This is a genomic window from Aminobacterium sp. EBM-42, from assembly GCF_001896635.1.
In the GTDB taxonomy this organism is placed as follows: domain Bacteria; phylum Synergistota; class Synergistia; order Synergistales; family Aminobacteriaceae; genus Aminobacterium; species Aminobacterium colombiense.
Genome location: NZ_MPPC01000028.1, coordinates 1 through 15,736, shown reverse-complemented (window position 1 = coordinate 15,736; position 15,736 = coordinate 1). Strand labels below are relative to the sequence as shown.

The 15,736-nt window shown below is 46.2% G+C and carries 18 protein-coding genes and 2 riboswitches; of the genes, 12 read left to right on the top strand and 6 right to left on the bottom strand.

Annotation, left to right across the window (positions count from 1 at the left end; genetic code table 11):
- Positions 1 to 38: 38 nt before the first annotated feature.
- The 9 genes from BUC50_RS09415 (at position 39) to thiE (ending at position 9,101) form a co-directional block, all read left to right on the top strand.
- Complete coding sequence (locus tag BUC50_RS09415) at positions 39 to 1,580, top strand: alpha,alpha-trehalose-phosphate synthase (UDP-forming) (protein WP_286677368.1); 1,542 nt, start codon at positions 39 to 41, stop codon at positions 1,578 to 1,580.
- Positions 1,561 to 2,088 carry a nitroreductase family protein gene (locus tag BUC50_RS09410; RefSeq protein ID WP_013047661.1) on the top strand — a complete coding sequence of 176 codons (528 nt, stop codon included), beginning with the start codon at positions 1,561 to 1,563 and terminating at the stop codon, positions 2,086 to 2,088. The genes BUC50_RS09415 and BUC50_RS09410 overlap by 20 nt, the downstream gene beginning before the upstream one ends.
- A 56-nt stretch (positions 2,089 to 2,144) precedes the next feature.
- Positions 2,145 to 2,672, top strand: a complete 528-nt coding sequence (locus BUC50_RS09405) for a nitroreductase family protein (protein WP_013047662.1) — start codon at positions 2,145 to 2,147, stop codon at positions 2,670 to 2,672.
- A 150-nt stretch (positions 2,673 to 2,822) separates the two neighbouring features.
- The gene (gene gyrA / locus BUC50_RS09400; RefSeq protein ID WP_013047663.1) at positions 2,823 to 5,276 is read left to right on the top strand and encodes a DNA gyrase subunit A; all 2,454 of its coding nucleotides are present in this window, start codon (positions 2,823 to 2,825) and stop codon (positions 5,274 to 5,276) included.
- Positions 5,276 to 5,911: a phosphatidylserine decarboxylase family protein gene (locus BUC50_RS09395; protein ID WP_013047664.1), complete on the top strand. Its 636-nt coding sequence runs from the start codon at positions 5,276 to 5,278 to the stop codon at positions 5,909 to 5,911. Before gyrA ends, BUC50_RS09395 begins: the two co-directional genes overlap by 1 nt.
- Complete coding sequence (pssA, locus tag BUC50_RS09390; RefSeq protein WP_013047665.1) at positions 5,892 to 6,626, top strand: CDP-diacylglycerol--serine O-phosphatidyltransferase; 735 nt, start codon at positions 5,892 to 5,894, stop codon at positions 6,624 to 6,626. Before BUC50_RS09395 ends, pssA begins: the two co-directional genes overlap by 20 nt.
- A 21-nt stretch (positions 6,627 to 6,647) precedes the next feature.
- A riboswitch (TPP riboswitch) is annotated at positions 6,648 to 6,754 on the top strand.
- Positions 6,755 to 6,806: 52 nt separating this feature from the next.
- Positions 6,807 to 7,652 carry a bifunctional hydroxymethylpyrimidine kinase/phosphomethylpyrimidine kinase gene (gene thiD / locus BUC50_RS09385; protein WP_013047666.1) on the top strand — a complete coding sequence of 282 codons (846 nt, stop codon included), beginning with the start codon at positions 6,807 to 6,809 and terminating at the stop codon, positions 7,650 to 7,652.
- Entirely contained in the window at positions 7,627 to 8,481 is an 855-nt protein-coding gene (gene thiM, locus BUC50_RS09380) for a hydroxyethylthiazole kinase (protein WP_013047667.1), read from the top strand. The genes thiD and thiM overlap by 26 nt, the downstream gene beginning before the upstream one ends.
- Complete coding sequence (gene thiE / locus BUC50_RS09375) at positions 8,478 to 9,101, top strand: thiamine phosphate synthase (RefSeq protein WP_013047668.1); 624 nt, start codon at positions 8,478 to 8,480, stop codon at positions 9,099 to 9,101. Before thiM ends, thiE begins: the two co-directional genes overlap by 4 nt.
- Before the next feature lie 62 nt (positions 9,102 to 9,163).
- Here the strand turns inward: thiE and thiW are convergent, their stop codons facing one another.
- From thiW to thiT, 5 genes are read right to left on the bottom strand one after another with little or no spacing between them, the layout of a single operon-like run.
- Positions 9,164 to 9,694, bottom strand: a complete 531-nt coding sequence (thiW, locus tag BUC50_RS09370; RefSeq protein WP_013047669.1) for an energy coupling factor transporter S component ThiW — start codon at positions 9,692 to 9,694, stop codon at positions 9,164 to 9,166.
- Positions 9,669 to 10,613 (bottom strand): ABC transporter substrate-binding protein, encoded by a 945-nt coding sequence (locus tag BUC50_RS09365; protein ID WP_013047670.1) that lies wholly within the window; start codon positions 10,611 to 10,613, stop codon positions 9,669 to 9,671. The genes thiW and BUC50_RS09365 overlap by 26 nt, the downstream gene beginning before the upstream one ends.
- Positions 10,614 to 10,641: 28 nt before the next feature.
- On the bottom strand, positions 10,642 to 11,388 hold the full coding sequence (locus BUC50_RS09360; protein WP_013047671.1) for an ABC transporter permease: 747 nt from the start codon (positions 11,386 to 11,388) through the stop codon (positions 10,642 to 10,644).
- Positions 11,385 to 12,122 carry an ABC transporter ATP-binding protein gene (locus tag BUC50_RS09355; protein ID WP_013047672.1) on the bottom strand — a complete coding sequence of 246 codons (738 nt, stop codon included), beginning with the start codon at positions 12,120 to 12,122 and terminating at the stop codon, positions 11,385 to 11,387. Before BUC50_RS09355 ends, BUC50_RS09360 begins: the two co-directional genes overlap by 4 nt.
- A 26-nt stretch (positions 12,123 to 12,148) precedes the next feature.
- Positions 12,149 to 12,652, bottom strand: coding sequence for an energy-coupled thiamine transporter ThiT (thiT, locus tag BUC50_RS09350; RefSeq protein ID WP_273312001.1), 504 nt, complete (start codon positions 12,650 to 12,652; stop codon positions 12,149 to 12,151).
- 54 nt (positions 12,653 to 12,706) lie between these two features.
- Positions 12,707 to 12,815, bottom strand: a riboswitch (TPP riboswitch).
- A gap of 113 nt (positions 12,816 to 12,928) precedes the next feature.
- Between thiT and BUC50_RS09345 the strand changes: the two genes are divergently transcribed.
- Positions 12,929 to 13,744: an alpha/beta hydrolase gene (locus tag BUC50_RS09345; protein ID WP_013047674.1), complete on the top strand. Its 816-nt coding sequence runs from the start codon at positions 12,929 to 12,931 to the stop codon at positions 13,742 to 13,744.
- On the opposite strand, the gene BUC50_RS09340 is transcribed toward BUC50_RS09345, so the two are convergent.
- On the bottom strand, positions 13,741 to 14,421 hold the full coding sequence (locus tag BUC50_RS09340) for a prepilin peptidase (protein WP_013047675.1): 681 nt from the start codon (positions 14,419 to 14,421) through the stop codon (positions 13,741 to 13,743). The two genes, BUC50_RS09345 and BUC50_RS09340, sit on opposite strands and share 4 nt — an antisense overlap.
- A 90-nt stretch (positions 14,422 to 14,511) precedes the next feature.
- Between BUC50_RS09340 and BUC50_RS09335 the strand changes: the two genes are divergently transcribed.
- Positions 14,512 to 14,970, top strand: a complete 459-nt coding sequence (locus BUC50_RS09335) for a universal stress protein (protein WP_013047676.1) — start codon at positions 14,512 to 14,514, stop codon at positions 14,968 to 14,970.
- Between the two features lie 266 nt (positions 14,971 to 15,236).
- Complete coding sequence (gene mce, locus BUC50_RS09330; RefSeq protein WP_013047677.1) at positions 15,237 to 15,638, top strand: methylmalonyl-CoA epimerase; 402 nt, start codon at positions 15,237 to 15,239, stop codon at positions 15,636 to 15,638.
- Positions 15,639 to 15,736: the final 98 nt, after the last annotated feature.

Here is a 15,736-nt window from a genome sequence, read left to right as displayed (position 1 = left end):
CCTAGCAACAATCTGATTGTAGAGAGGAAGGGAGAAGAGTGGCAGATAAAGAGCGCATGATCGTTGTTTCGAACCGTCTGCCCATTATCCTTAAAAAGAGAAAACAGAAGTGGAGTGTGGAACCGGGAGCGGGAGGGCTTGTTACGGCTCTTTCCCCTGTACTGAAAGACCGTGGCGGCATGTGGATTGGATGGCCTGGCACAAGAGGGAGGATCAACCTAAGCGGGTTGCGTAAGATCCTGGGGCCCATATCAGAAGAAACGGGTTTTCGCATAGTGCCGATCTTGCTGGAAAATGGTGAAATTGACAACTATTACTATGGATTCTCAAATTCTATTATTTGGCCTCTTTTTCATGATTTAGAGGCTCTTTGCCGTTTTCAGCCCCAATACTGGGAGGCATATGTAAGGGTTAGCGATAAGTTTGCAGCTGTTATCGCAAAGCATTCAACGGAAAAAGATATCATATGGGTCAATGATTACCAGCTTATACTGCTGGCGGGCAGCCTTGAGCGTCTGGGCGTTAAGCGCCATTGTGTGTTTTTTCTTCATATCCCCTTCCCGTCATCAGACCTTTTTATTAAACTTCCGTGGAGGAAACAAATTATTGATGAGTTGCTACGGTTTTCTTTTCTCTGCTTCCAAACTCATCGAGATAGAAGAAATTTTATAGATTGCGCCAGGTCTTTTTACCCTGCCTGTAGGGTTGTAGGACGTGGAGCTATTGTAGAGCTGGAAATAAAGGGGCACACTATACAGATAGGAAGTTTGCCCATCAGCATTGATTATAAAAGATTTCGTTCGATGGCTTCAGCGAAAGAGGCGGCCCTTCGCTCTCGAGAGATCCGTAAGGATATTACAGCCGACTTTCTTGTCCTTGGCATCGATCGCCTTGATTACACAAAGGGAATCCCAGAAAAATTGAGAGCTTTTGCCAGAGCTCTCGAAAAATACCCCCATCTCCAGGGAAAGATATCTCTTTTTCAACTGATCATTCCCAGTCGGGAAGGGGTGGCGGAATACGGTGCTCTGCGAGATGAAATTCAGAAACTTATCAGTGAAATAAATGGCCGATTCTCAACCACTGCTTGGGTGCCCATACTTTACCGCTATGGTACAGTGGATCAAAAGGAATTAGTAGCTATGTATCGGGCTGCTGACGCGGGTTTTGTAAGTTCTCTCAAAGATGGCATGAATCTTGTGTGCAAAGAATACTGCGCTTGTCAGACAGATTATAAGGGAGTTTTGATTTTGAGCGAATTTGCAGGAGCGGCCTATCAGCTCAGGAGCGGGGCTATCCTTATTAATCCTTACGATGTGGAAGCGACGGCAGATGCTCTTTATTACTCGATTTTTATGAAAGAAGAAGAAAAAAAGAATCGCATGAGGCGGATGTGCAAGTCTATTAGAGAACGAGACGTTTACTGGTGGGTCAATAATTTTCTGCGGGCAGCGGCGGGAAAAGAGCTTAAGGATTTTCCTGAAGCAGAACTTCCAGAGTTTTGGCCGGGCTTAAGAAAAAAGGTTTTTGTATTTAAAGACAAAAAAGGCGGTGAAAACGATGGCGTTAAAAGAGAATGAGGCAATTCGGGCTATTTTAGGAAGGAGAAGCATTCGGCGTTTTGAAGAAAAAGCAGTAGAAAAAGAGAAGATAGAGCTTCTGGTTGAATGTGGATCAGCGGCTCCCAGTGCAGCAAATAGCCGCCCTTGCCACTTTATAGTTGTTACTGATAGAGACCTTCTCAATCGTCTCGGGGAAGACCATCCTTATGGCAAAATGCTTTTTGAAGCTCCCCTTGGAATTGTTGTGTGCGGCAACCCTGAGAAAAGCGACTTTGCCCGTCGTTATTGGGAAGAAGACTGTTCTGCCGCAATGCAAAATATTCTTATAGCTGCTCATGCTATCGGTCTTGATGGAGTATGGTTAGGCGTTCGCCATGCCGAAGGGTGCGAAGAGGCAGTTCGTAAAATCATCTCGATTCCAGAGCATATAGCAGTATTGGGCATAGCGGCTATTGGATATGGAAAAGAGAAAAAAGAGCCCCACAAGGGAATCGACGAAGGGACCCTGCATCTTAACAGATGGTAGGGTGGACACAAAAAAGAAAAAGTAAAAAAATTTAACAATGAAAGAGGCGAAAGGTGATGGACAAGCGTGAACATCCGGTAATTAAGGCTATCCTCGGACGAAGAAGCATTCGAAAATTTACAACAGCTCCTGTAGAAAAGGAAATTATAGATATTTTGCTTGAGTGCGCTTTTGCGGCTCCAAGTGCCCATAACCAGCGTCCATGCCATTTTATTGTTATTCAGGAGAGAAATATTCTTAATAGGCTAGCGGCGGCCCATGATTCAGGAAAAATGTTGGCTCAGGCTCCTCTTGCCATTGCTGTATGTGCAGACACATCATTCTATCCAAAAGAAGATCTGGCATGGATGGAAGATGCAGCGGCGGCTCTTGAAAACATCCTTCTAGGTGCACGGGCCTTTGGTATCGAGGGAGTCTGGCTGAAGGTCATGGGCCGTCATCCCAGAGAAGAACGGGTTTGCCCAATCCTGGAGGTTCCAGACCACATTAAGGTGACAGGTATAGCGGCCCTTGGATATCCAGCAGAAGAAAAGGCCCCCCATAAAGGGATAAACGACAAAGCCCTCCACAAAGAGAGATGGTAAAATAGTAAGATTGCAGGCTTGATAGGGAGAGGGTGGCTTTAAAGCCCCTCTCCCTTTTTTAGGTAATGTTTCTTTGAACGTGTTAAAATACTATAGTTTGTCACGTATTTAAATTGTCTTTTTGGAATTTATTCTGGAGGTAGGATCTATATGGAAGAGAAAAAAGGCGAGCCCCTTTTTGGCAAAGTAGTTCCTCTCCCTTTGGTGGAGGAGATAAAACATAGTTATCTAGACTATGCTATGAGCGTTATAGTGGGGCGAGCTCTCCCAGATGCCCGTGACGGGCTAAAACCAGTACAAAGAAGGATACTCTATGCCATGATGGAGCTTGGCCTTCGTCATAATACGGCATATAAAAAGTCGGCCCGTGTGGTTGGTGAAACCATGGGTAAATACCACCCTCACGGAGACTCGGCTATTTATGACACTATGGTTCGTATGGCTCAGGACTTTAGTATGCGCTACCCTCTCGTCGATGGCCAGGGGAACTTCGGTTCTATTGACGGAGACCCGGCAGCCGCAATGCGTTACACTGAGGCTCGGCTTTATGAGATCGGCGAGCTCATGCTGGCTGACATAGATCAGGACACTGTAGATTGGGGGCCAAACTTTGATGAGTCCCTTCAGGAGCCCCTTTGTCTGCCGGCGATGTTGCCCAACCTTCTTATCAACGGTAGTTCCGGTATTGCTGTTGGAATGGCTACAAATATTCCTCCTCATAACCTTGTGGAGGTTGTGGATGCCCTTTGCTACCTTATCGATACAGAGCCGGAGCAGGTTGATATAGGTGAAATTCTGTTTCGTATGCCTGGTCCTGATTTTCCAACGGGAGGTCTTATTCTTGGCCGGGATGGCATAATAGATGCCTATCGCACAGGGCGTGGCAAGATCACTATGCGGGGAAGAACCCACATAGAAGAGGGAAAAAGAGGAAAGACGTTCATCGTTATCACCGAAATCCCTTACATGGTGAACAAGACCAATCTTATAGAAACCATAGCTAAGAATGTCCAGGACAAAACTATTGACGGGGTTATGGATTTACGAGACGAATCTGATCGAGAAGGCCTTCGGATTGTTATAGAGGTGAACCGTGATACAGACCCCAATTTGGTTTTGAGACAGCTTTATCGCCGGACTCAGCTCCAGAGTACTTTTGGTGTCATTAATCTAGCGCTGATTGACGGGTATCCCAAAGAACTTTCTATTGAGGAAATGCTCAATATTTTCCTCAATCACAGACGAAGCGTGGTCAGAAGAAGAACCCAGTTCCGTCTGGAAAAAGCTGAGGCCAGGGCTCATATAGTGGAAGGTCTTGTAAAAGCCCTTGACATCATTGATGAAGTTATTGCCCTGATTAGAGGATCTGCAACAACTGAAGAGGCCAAAGAAGGGCTTATTTCGAAATTGGACTTTTCCGAAGCGCAGGCTCAAGCCATTCTAGAAATGCGCTTGCAGCGTCTAACAGGCCTTGAAAGAGAAAAACTTGAAGCTGAACTGGCTCAACTTCTTTCTGACATCGAGCGTTACCAGACAATTCTCGGAAATCCTAAAGTCCTTGATTCCGTTATCAAAGAAGAATTGCTTGAAGTAAAAAGACGTTTTGGAAATGAAAGGAAAACTGAAATCATTGATGCCGTTGAGGATGTTTCTATTGAAGACCTCATTCCAGAAAGCGACATTGTGGTTGTATTATCCAGAGATGGTTATTTAAGGCGAAAGGATCTTCAGGAATATACGCTGCAGGGAAGGGGAGGCAAAGGAAGAAAAGGCACAGCCCTTCAGGAAGAAGACGAGGTTGCACTGGTAGCGGTGACAAGCACCCATAGGGATATCTATCTCTTCACATCGAAGGGGCGGGTTCTTGCCCTTAAAGGCTATGTGATCCCCGAATCGAAGACTGGACGAGGCAAACTCATAAACCGCTTTGTGGCCCTAGAAGAAGGGGAGCGGGTTGTGACCATGCATGGGCGGGCGGTAGACGGAGCTAAATATGCTTTCTTTATTACCCTGAGGGGAACCGCGAAACGACTTGATCTGTCTGAGCTTGAAAATTTAACCCGTGCAGGACGCAGAGTCATGGGCCTTGACGAAGGAGACGAAATTTCCCAGATAGTGCTGACTTCAGGGGACGACCATTTGCTTATAGTAACGGCCCAGGGACAGGCCCTACGTACCCATGAATCGGAATTCCGCCCCATGGGGCGAACAGCGAGAGGTGTAAGGGGGATTCGCCTTCGGAAAAATGATTATGTTATAGGGTGCGATGTGGTGGCAAATGGTCGCTGGCCTCTGTTGCTGAGCGAAAATGGATTTGGGAAACGGACGAAATACGATGAGTTTTCTCTTCGCCATCGTGGCGGTAGTGGAGTTATTGTCATGAACCTCAGCGATAGGACAGGTTTGATCGTAGGTTGCTGGAGCGTTGCGGAAGGGGATGAAATCGTAGCGATAACAAGTCGCGGACGTATGATTCGTCTGGCTGTATCGGAATCCCCGGTCTTAGGAAGAACGGCAATGGGCAGCATAATGATGAGGCTTGACGAGGGGGACACCGTTGCTACTGCAAGCGTTGTAAGCACTGAAGATGGAGAAGACGATTAATGATCGCTCGTGACGGCTGGCCTCTTATTATTTTTGTTGCTTTTTTAACAGGAGGGAGCATGTTCATCTCCCCCTGGATGGCAGCTATCATGAGTGTCTTTCTTGCTATTGTAGTTTGGTTCTTTCGAGATCCTGAACGAGAATTGCCAGTGGATCCTGAGGTTTGGGTTTCTCCTGCAGATGGCAAAGTGGTAGAGATAGAAAAGGCAAGCTGTTCATATGTGGGAGAAGCGATAAAGGTTGGCATATTCATGTCCCCCTTTGACGTGCACGTGAATAGAGTTCCCTACGATGGGATAGTAGATTATCTGGAGTATGTGCCAGGTAAAAAGTGGATGGCTTTTGCCCCGAAGGCTTCTGAAGAGAATGAGAGAATGCTCGTAGGGCTTGAAACAGCTCATGGCCGGATTCTTCTGGTGCAGATCGCTGGGTTTTTAGCGAGGCGGATTGTCTGCCGTCTTAAAAAGGGGGACAGGCTCTGTCGCGGTCAGCGTTTTGGGATGATAAAATTAGGGTCTAAAGTTGACGTCTACCTGCCTTTGAGTGTAAAGTGCTCTGTAACCATCGATCAGAAAGTGAAGGCTGGTAAATCTGTTTTGGGAGTGACGGCGAGTCATGAGAAAAAAAATAGGTAAAAGGCATCTCTCCTTTCGAGAGATAGCTCCTAACATGGTAACAAGTGGAAATTTGCTGTGCGGCATGCTATCGCTGATCCTCACTTTTCATGGGCGTTTTCTTCCCGCTGCCTGGTTAATCTTTTTTGCGGTCTTTTTTGATTTTATGGACGGCAAAGTTGCTCGAAGTCTTGGAGGCGGAACTCAGTTTGGACTGGAATATGACAGTCTTGCCGATGTGGTAAGCTTCGGCGTGGCTCCAGCCATTCTTGTATATGCAAATTATTTGCAGGGTTTTGCCGGAGTAACTGGCGCTCTCGCCGTATGTTTCTTCGCATTGTGCGGTGCCCTGCGCCTGGCTAGGTTCAATATTGTTCACGTTCCTGGTCCTTTCCAGGGGCTGCCTATTCCTGCCGGAGGACTCTTTCTTGCGTCCTTCGTAATTGGAGGTATATCTGTTCCCGCTGCTCTCGCGGCATTCTTCTCTGTTGGCACGGGCGCCCTTATGATTTCTAGTGTCCCCTATGGGAACTTAAAGGGACTTCGCAAAGGAAACACGAATAAGAAGAAATTCTTATTCCTCTGTATGGTTACTGTGGGGCTGATTATCGTATTGCATGGAACAGCGCCTCTTGCAGCCATCTCTATTTATGTCATCAGCGGTTTGCTCCGTTTTGATTGGGGGAAATGGCTTTCCTTAGAGGAAGACGAAGATACCCTTAATGAGGGTGTTTAAAAAAAATACCAAATAATACTAATAGGTACTCAGGGGAGCTGCTTTAGCTGAGAGGGAAGCCGGCGCGCTTTCGACCCTTATCACCAGATCCGGATAATGCTGGCGCTGGGAGTTTTTGTATAGGAGAAGTTCGCCGAAACAAGGGGGACTTCTCCTATTATTTTTGAGGAGGTGCACATTGTGGCACTATATCGAGGAAACGCATTGACTATTGCCGGGAGTGATTCTGGCGGAGGTGCAGGTATACAGGCAGATCTTAAGACTTTTGCCGCCCTCCACATTTTTGGAATGTCCGTTATTACAGCTGTAACAGCGCAGAATAGTTTGACAGTTAAAGATATTCACGATATTCCTCCGAAGAGCATCACAGCCCAACTTGATGCAGTACTCTCTGATTTTCGAGTTGACGCAGCAAAAACCGGAATGTTAAGCAGGCCGGAAACCATTCATGTGGTGTGTGAAGCCTTGAAAAATTACCAGTTGTCAAATCTTGTGGTTGATCCCGTAATGATCTCGCAGAGTGGAGTAAGCCTTATTTCCGAATCAGCAGTTCAGGCTTTGAAAGAACAGCTGTTGCCCCTTGCACTTCTGGTGACGCCCAATATGCCGGAGGCAGAAAAGCTAAGTGGAGTTGAAGTTCAATCTCTGGAAGACATGAAGAACGCCGCCAGATTGATCTCTGGCCTTGGACCAAAAGCAGTTTTAGTAAAAGGCGGCCATATGGATGTAGAGAAATCAAAAGAAAAAGTTGTAGATGTACTCTATTGTGAAGGGAAAATAACCATTTTTGAAGATCCAAGGGTGGATACGGAGAATACCCATGGAACAGGATGCACTCTTAGCGCAGCCATTGCAGCAGAACTTTCAGCCGGCCGTGATTTGGAGGAGGCTGTTTCCTATGGCCGCCAGTATTTGCGGATGGGCCTGCTTCATAGCTTTAAGCCAGGCCATGGATATGGTCCTTTAGGCCATGCTGTAACACCAGAGTGGGTAAAAGAATATGAATCTGGAGACAATGAGATATAAGGATATTCAGATAGCAGAGGTCTGGGAAGATATAAGGCATTATCGCCCCCTTGTCTACCAGTTGACCAATATGGTAGCTGCGAACTTTCAGGCTAATATCAGTCTTGCGGCGGGGGCCTCACCCCTAATGTCCATTAATGCGGAAGAGGCTTCTTTTCTTGCAAGCAGGGCAGACAGCATTCTCATAAATACAGGGACGCCCTCTGATGAAAGTATAAGATCAATAAAAGAGATTCTTCCTGTAATAAGGAAAGAAAAAAAGCCCCTTGTACTGGACCCAGTCGGCTATGGGGCATCCCCTTTGCGGATCTCTTTAGTCGAAGAAATTCTCCGCAGCGAAGCAGTTACCACAGTAAAAGGAAATAGAGGAGAGATGGGGCTTTTAGGAGGAGAGGAAGGGACAGTTCAAGGGGTTGATGGCTACAATTGCAAAGATCTTGAGAAGGCCCTTTCAAACATCGTGTCCAGTTATGGAGTGGTGGCTGTGGCGACAGGAAAAGAAGACTCAGTAGCGATACCGGTGCCCCCGTCATGTTTCTTCCTGGTCTTGGGAGGGGGAAGCCCTCTTCTTCCAGCCATTACAGCGAGCGGATGCGCCGTAGGTAGCCTGATTGCTGCCTGCTCGGCTGTAACAGCTGATTATGGGCTTGCTGCTATAACAGCTCTCGTCGCAGTATCCCTTGCTTCTGAAAAAGCAGCCGGTAGGGAAAATGTCTATGGCCCTGGAACCTTCGGAAATGTTTTTATCGATGAGGTATCCTCTCTTGTAAAAAGTGATTTTTACGGATATGAAGAGCGTTTGAATAGAAAAGAGGAGTGGCGGGAATGAACATACGTCATATGTTAAAGCTTTATGTAATTCCTGATCGTCAGATAGGAGCCCCCCGAACTCTTCTGGAACAGACGGAAGAAGTTCTTAAAGGAGGAGCGACTGTCATTCAGTTGAGAGACAAGCAATCTGGCGGCCGTGAGCTTTTGGAAACAGCCCTGGCCATGAAAAGACTTTGTTATGATTACAACGTTCCACTTATCATTAATGATCGTCTCGATGTGGCACTGGCTGCTCAAGCAGATGGCGTCCATCTCGGACAAAAGGACTTGCCCCTTGAAGCGGTCAGACCTTTTTTACCAAGGGGTTTTATTGTTGGAGTTTCTGCACACACTGTCGACCAGGCACGAATAGCTTTAAAGTCCGGAGCTTCATATATAGGGATAGGGGCTGCTTTTCCCACTGGCAGCAAAGAGGATGCCCATGTTGTGGGGCTCTCCAGGATTCGTGAAATAATGGAAGCCGTTCCTATTCCTGCAGTGGCTATCGGGGGTATTAATGAGGAAAATGTTGCTGAAGCAATGAAGACTGGTGTTAATGGGGTTGCCGTTATTTCTGCTATTGTGGGCGCTCCTCATATAAAGAAGGCGGCTCGTCATTTCTTGAGCCTGATTTCGTGATCTCCGGAGAATATATTTTAGGGTAAAACACGGGCTGGAGATACTCCTCCAGCCCGTGTAATTTATGAAAGGTCTTTTAAAATGCCCATTCGCTTTGTCATAATGACAAGGGCGAAACCCAGAAGAGCGCCAGGGATGCTGCTAGCAAGAAAGGCGAACTGCAAAGCTCCCAGCGCAGGGGTTTTTCCTATGGCCGGCCCAATTACAAGGGCAGAAAGGGTGGCGCCTATAGGGCCAGTTCCCAGCGGCTCCACCAGGGCTGCCCAGTCTTTTTTGAAGAGGCGGTAGGCAAACCCCACCATCAAAACTCCAGGAATACTGCCTGGAAAGGCGAAAAGACTTCCAGTTCCCATCATATTTCGAATAAAACTTGTAACAAAAGCAATAGATGCTCCCCACCATGGTCCCAGTAAGATCCCTGCCAAAACATTAATAGTATGTTGGAAGGGGAAACATTTTGTCGGCCCCACAGGGATGTATATTCCCGAAAGGAGAACTCCTGCCCCAGCAAGGAGTCCGGCAACGGTCAGCTTTTTTATATGTAATCGTGATGATGAAATAGAGGCGTTATTTTCCGTTCCAGAGAATGGCATGAACAAGAACCTCCTTGTCTATCATTCCAATTGAGGCAGCAAAATCTGCGAATTTTTGCCACTTTTCCACGCTAAAGTCCTGAGTATGGGCGTAAAGGTCGAGAGTTCGCGCAAAGGCTGCCGTCTCCAGTTCCCTCGGAGCTTCAGGAACTGCTTTTAAATAGACTTCCAGTGCTTCTTCAGGTGTTTTTCGTGTCATTTCGATAGCCTCTTGTATAGCTTTTCTAAACCGCCTGATGAGGCGTTCTTTATCTTTGAGGGTTGTGGCTCCTGTTACAAATACAAGTTCGTCGTAGTCTGGGATTCCGTATTTCTCCAGTTCGAAATATCCGGGAGTGTAGCCATGCTGCTCAAGTTCCACTACCTCATAATTTTTGTAGGGCCCCATAATAGCATCAACTTTTCCTGTGGTTAGAGAGGGGATTATAGTGAATCCCACATTGATAAGCTCGTATTTTTGAAAGCCGTTTTCTTTTGCGAACCCGTCGGTAAGAAGGTCCATCATGCCAGGAACAGTGTATCCTATCTTTTTCCCTTCGAGGTCTGAAGGTTTTTCAATGTTCTTTCCCCCGATAAAAAGCAATGTGGTAAGAGGATGTCCTATGAGGCGGCCTACCCCTTTGATTTCAATGCCAGAGGATGCGGCAATAATTGTCTGGGGCTCATAGGCAATTGCAAGATCAATGTGAGAAGAAGCAGCAAGTTTCAGGGGGTCTGCCGTTTCAGAAGGACTGAGAATGGATAATTCCAGCCCGTGACGTTCAAATATTCCCTTCTCTTTGGCGACAAAGAGTGGCAAATGATCTATATTGGGGAACCAGTCGAGCATAAGGGACAGTTTGTCAACAGCAAAAAGAGAATTAGCTGAGAAACAGAAAATGGATAGAGCGAGACAAAGGATAACGACAATCTTCTTCAATAGCGCACACCTTCCTTTAAAGAGTTTTTTATCTAGTCCATGTGAGTGTTCTTTTCTCTATTGCACCCACCAAGATCCATAAGAATATTCCTATGGCAGTGAGCCACAGGATGGAAGCGAAAACAAGATCTACTCGAAGTCGTGCATTTGATTGGATCATAAGATACCCAAGGCCCCTTTGGGCCCCTACCCATTCCCCAATGACAGCTCCAATGGTGGCTACCGATACCCCTACCTTCAGTCCCGCTAAAAAGTAGGGAAGGGCCCATGGCCAGTAAAGATAACGGAAGGATTGGAAAAAAGGGGCACCCATAAGGTGAAAGAGCTTTCTATAATCGCTGTCGCAACTTTTTAACCCTTCAAGCAGATTCACGACTATGGGAAAAAAGATAATAATGGCAGCCATGAAGACCTTGCTCCAGATGCCATAGCCAAACCAGACGATAAGCAGAGGAGCTAATGCAAAAACTGGAATGGCCTGTGATGCCACAAGAAGAGGGGAAAAAGCCTGTTCCACAGAAGGATAAACAAACATTACCACTGCTAGTGGAATGGCGGCCGTAATAGAAAAAAAGATTCCCAATATTATTTCAATGCCTGTCATAGCTGCATGATATGCCAGCAAAGGGGCCTGGGTCACAGCAACAAATAGAACTCTGGAGGGAGCAGGAAGAATGAAAATAGGAATATTGGCAAGACGACATGCCCCTTCCCATAAAAGGAAAAGCAGGAGGAGAAGTCCTGTAGAAACGACGGTTCTTTTAACGAAGCTCATAATTGCATTTCCTCTTCCAGTTCAGAAAGGATCCGTTTTTTTATGGCTATATATTCTGATGAATCGAGGTTACGGGGCTTCTCTGATGGGAGGGTAATTCTATCCCTGATTTTCATGGGAGCCTGAGTAAGCACAAGTACAGTGTCAGCGAGGTAGAGCGCTTCGTCAATGTCGTGGGTGATCATCAATACAGTTTTCTTAAAATCTTTCTGAAGTGAAAGCAGTAATGATTGCAGGCTTCTTCTTGTAATGGCATCAAGAGCGGAGAGAGGCTCATCGAGCAATACAATTTCCCGCTCGAACATAAGAGTACGGATGAGTGCGCATCGTTGCTTCATACCCCCTGAAACCGCCCCGGGAAGATAATCCTCAAACCCATTAAGACCAAAACGTTCAAATAGCCCCTTTGCTTTCTTGTTTTTTCTGAGATGCTTCTCCTTTGAGAAGACCTGGGGAAGCATAGCGTTTTGCATCAGCGAGAGCCAGGGCAACAGTAAGTCTTTCTGTTGCATATAGGCAGCAATCTGGCCTAGGTGGGGTACAGCTTCACCAATCCATTCCATAGTGCCATATTCTCTCTCTATAGTTCCTGTCAGAAGATCAAAAAGAGTGGATTTTCCACATCCTGAAGGTCCAATAAGTACAGAGAAAGAACCTTTTTCTATATCCAGGTCGAACTGGTCGATTACAGGTAGACCATTGTATTTTTTCCCAAGGTGGCTGAGACGAAGCATTTCGGTTTCTGATCGACAGGACTATATCATTGCCCGATACGACTCAGTCTTCCCCAGACCAGGTAAGTAACAAAAATGCCCAGAATCAGGTTGGGCACCATGTAGCTTCCGTTGTATATGATGGAGTAGAGCCAGACGTTTGTTCCTTCAGGAGCGTAACTTCCAAAAAATATGACTCCTGAAAGTACGTGACAGAAGAGGCGAGAGATGGTTCCGAGGGTAAGGCCTCCCCAAAGAGGTTTTCGAACGAATGCGGCAAGGCCTAGAGCGGCAAAGGCGAGGGGGTAATCAAGAAGTGCCTGTACGGGATGCACTACGTATCCGCCCAGTGTAAGTTGTATAATCCCAGCCACAAATCCGGCACCAACACCATATTTAAGTCCATGTCGAAGGGCGAAAATAAGCAACGGCACATTTTCCAGGGTAACAGACCCCCCCTGGGGCATTCGCCAGAGCCTTATATAGGAAAAAGCAACAGTCATGGCTACCGCTAGGGCACCTTCAACAAGAATTCGGGTTTTGTTGCGCATAAAAAATCCTCCTTATATGAGGGACTGCCGGAGGAAGGAGAGAAATTTCTTTTAGAAGATTTTGTCTGACTTCCCTTCGCCGGCATGACCCGGATCAGGTTCCAGGGGTCGAGACCACTAGTCTCCTCTCAGCCGGTTTTCGCCGACTCCCCCAGTACGCTGTAATTTATTAATATTATTTTGCTCTATTTAACGTCGTTTGTCAAATCATGGGAAAAGAGTAATATATTTAAAAAAGAAGTCGTTTTTTTCGTCAATCAGGCAGGAGGGCTTCTAATGGAAAAAGAGGTTTTTACACTTAAAGGCGCCTATGGCGATGAAAAGGTTTTTGTCAGTCGCCTTTCCCCTAAGGACAGTGTGGGTAAGGTGATCGTCCTCTTCCATGGAGTTCATGGATGCGCCTCTGTCCATGAGGGGAATAAATATGCAGTCCTTGCGAGGATGTTGCTTCCCTTAGGCCTTACGGTCTATTTAACTGAAACAAGTCGTTTGCGGCGGGATCGCGATTCTTTCAAAGAGGACAGGGATCGCTGGGCTCGGACAGCTTTTCAGGGGAAAACCTATGGGATGGATCTATATGACGTATGTGTTGCCTTGAGTGAGATTGAAAAGCGCCATCCAACTGAAGAGATTTATTTATGGGGTTTTTCCCTGGGCGGTATTCATTCTCTTATGATCGCCGGTGGCGGCTATCAGACAAAGCTTCGGGAAGGCGGCTTCCCCCAGCCTGTTTTCTCCGTATCCCCTTCTGGGATCATTGTTTCAGGGAGCGGGGACAGTATTGATAAAGATGATGTTTCAACTACATTGAGACTACCCATCCTCGATACCATAGGAGATAACGCTCTTCTTTACAAATCTGTACGTTCCATAAAAACAGGATGGTTTGTAAGTTTTTATGGTGAAAATGACAACACTTTCAGCGAAGAGGCATGCCGTCGTCTTTTTGACGCGGCGGATATTCCTGAGAAGCAATTTATTATTATTCCAGGGGCGGATCATGCATTCAGAAGATTATATGGATTACCCTCTATAGAACCACTGAAGAGAATGGTCTCTTATTTAGGGCCATTTTTTGACAATAGAAATTAACACCCCCATGGCCAGACAAGGACTATATTAAAATAGGTTCCTAAAAAGGGTGCAGTGGCAAGAGCTATGATCCCTCCAAGGGCAATAAATGGACCAAAGGGTATAGGTTGTTTTCTATGGACACGACAAGTAAGAAGAAGCCAGCCAGCGACTATGCCGCCAACAAGTATCCCAATATAGAGTCCATAGAGCGTAAGGGGGAGTCCCAGACCCAATCCCATGCCGCCTATCAGTTTGATATCGCCTATCCCCATACCGCCCCTACTGATCCAGCGAACAAAAGCCATAATGACAATGCCCGCGAGAGCTCCCATTATCCCATCAAGAAGAGGGGATGTTCCAGCTGCCCATCGGAAAATAAAGCTGCCTACACCCATTACAGCGGGAACGGCATCGAAAATATAACCGCTGTATAAGTCGGTGAGAGCTGAAAAAAACAGTCCCACTGTAAGTAAAAAGGCCATAAAGAAAGAAAAGGAAACTCCCCATACATAAAAGAGCAAAAGACCTGAGACCACGAAGAACGCTCCGGGAATCCACGGCCGAGAGAAGAAACTTCGAAACCGCGAAGTTTCAGAAAGACAAAGATCCCGGGTCAAGTTCCTTGCGAATTTTTCAATGAGAGCTCCTAAAATAAAGAATAAGATACAAAGAGGTATCAATAGTATTTTTTTCATTTTCCCCCCTCAAACTATTTCGAGTATTGAAAATAATCCTGAGTTATCCTTTATAATAGTACCACTACAAAGTTTAAGGGGGGAAGAATCGTGCTGAAGAAAATTCTTGTTGCCGTAGATTTGAGTAAAGTTTCAGAGGAGGTTTTTGCCTACGGGTGTTCTCTGGCCCTGCGGCTAGGAGTCCATGCATCTTTTATTCACGTGATGCCCCATCCTACGCTTTGGAAAGGATATGAGCCCTGGCTTCCGCCGGAAATTGATATGGAGATATCCGAAATAGCTCGGAAAAAATTAGAATATTATTTCAAAAAAGCCAAAGAGCGTATGCCGGAACTCGCCAATGTAAAATACGACATGATCGTAAAAGAGGGAAGCCCTTCAGATGTGATTATTGATTACGCAAGGGAAGGGGAATATAACCTTATTGTTATTGGATACCGGGGGCAGAGCACTATAGAGAGGCTCGTGGTGGGTAGTACCGCTGCAAACGTAGCCCGTTATGCTCATTGTTCTGTGCTTATCTATCGGCCTGGACTGGATATTTTATAAAACGACTTTTAAAAAAGCAGACAGGGCCCCTTGGGGGAAACTACCCGAGGGGCTTTTATTTGTTCAAATAGTTTGGCTTTTATCGCCCATTGGTAAGTAATGCAGTGCCCCTAATGGCATTATCTTCTTCTTTAGTGTATGAGAGTGAGTTTCATATGAAAAATCTTATTTTCTTTGTTAAGATTAGTATCGTTGAATTCTGAGACTTGACTAGAAAAAGATATGAATTTTCCCATGAATATCAAACTCTTAAGGGGGATTAGTGCATGAAAGTTACTAGAATTGACCACATTGGCATTGCGGTGAAAAGTATTGAGGAGTCATTGAAAGTTTGGGAGGTTGCCCTCGGGATAGCGTGCACAGGAGTGGAGGAGGTAGAGGAGCAAAAAGTCAAAACGGCTTTCCTTCCCGTTAAAGATACAGAAATAGAGCTTTTAGAGGCAACAGGAGATGACAGTCCTATTGCAAAATTTATTGAAAAAAAGGGAGAGGGCCTACACCACATATCACTGCGCGTGGAAAATCTTGAAAAAGCCCTTTCCGAGTTGAAAGAGAAAGGGGTTCGCCTCATTGACGAAACGCCGCGATATGGTGCCGGGGGCGCAAAAATTGCTTTTGTCCATCCGAAATCAACGGGTGGAGTTTTATTAGAACTCTCAGAGCGGTAAGGGGGCAGTTGAGACATGACGAACCGAAGCATTGACGAGCTATGCGCGGATCTTGAGCGCAAGCGTGCGCAGGCCCGCGAAGGCGGTGGTCCCAAGTC

Bases quoted from the DNA above. Each gene is read 5' to 3' on its own strand.
- mce (WP_013047677.1), top strand. From the start codon at position 15,237: ATGAAAGTTACTAGAATTGACCACATTGGCATTGCGGTGAAAAGTATT.
- BUC50_RS09395 (WP_013047664.1), top strand. From the start codon at position 5,276: ATGATCGCTCGTGACGGCTGGCCTCTTATTATTTTTGTTGCTTTTTTA.
- BUC50_RS09360 (WP_013047671.1), bottom strand. From the start codon at position 11,388: ATGAGCTTCGTTAAAAGAACCGTCGTTTCTACAGGACTTCTCCTCCTG.
- thiT (WP_273312001.1), bottom strand. From the start codon at position 12,652: ATGCGCAACAAAACCCGAATTCTTGTTGAAGGTGCCCTAGCGGTAGCC.
- BUC50_RS09410 (WP_013047661.1), top strand. From the start codon at position 1,561: ATGGCGTTAAAAGAGAATGAGGCAATTCGGGCTATTTTAGGAAGGAGA.
- thiW (WP_013047669.1), bottom strand. From the start codon at position 9,694: ATGCCATTCTCTGGAACGGAAAATAACGCCTCTATTTCATCATCACGA.
- BUC50_RS09345 (WP_013047674.1), top strand. From the start codon at position 12,929: ATGGAAAAAGAGGTTTTTACACTTAAAGGCGCCTATGGCGATGAAAAG.
- pssA (WP_013047665.1), top strand. From the start codon at position 5,892: ATGAGAAAAAAAATAGGTAAAAGGCATCTCTCCTTTCGAGAGATAGCT.
- BUC50_RS09405 (WP_013047662.1), top strand. From the start codon at position 2,145: ATGGACAAGCGTGAACATCCGGTAATTAAGGCTATCCTCGGACGAAGA.
- thiE (WP_013047668.1), top strand. From the start codon at position 8,478: ATGAACATACGTCATATGTTAAAGCTTTATGTAATTCCTGATCGTCAG.
- BUC50_RS09340 (WP_013047675.1), bottom strand. From the start codon at position 14,421: ATGAAAAAAATACTATTGATACCTCTTTGTATCTTATTCTTTATTTTA.
- BUC50_RS09355 (WP_013047672.1), bottom strand. From the start codon at position 12,122: ATGCTTCGTCTCAGCCACCTTGGGAAAAAATACAATGGTCTACCTGTA.
- gyrA (WP_013047663.1), top strand. From the start codon at position 2,823: ATGGAAGAGAAAAAAGGCGAGCCCCTTTTTGGCAAAGTAGTTCCTCTC.
- thiM (WP_013047667.1), top strand. From the start codon at position 7,627: ATGAATCTGGAGACAATGAGATATAAGGATATTCAGATAGCAGAGGTC.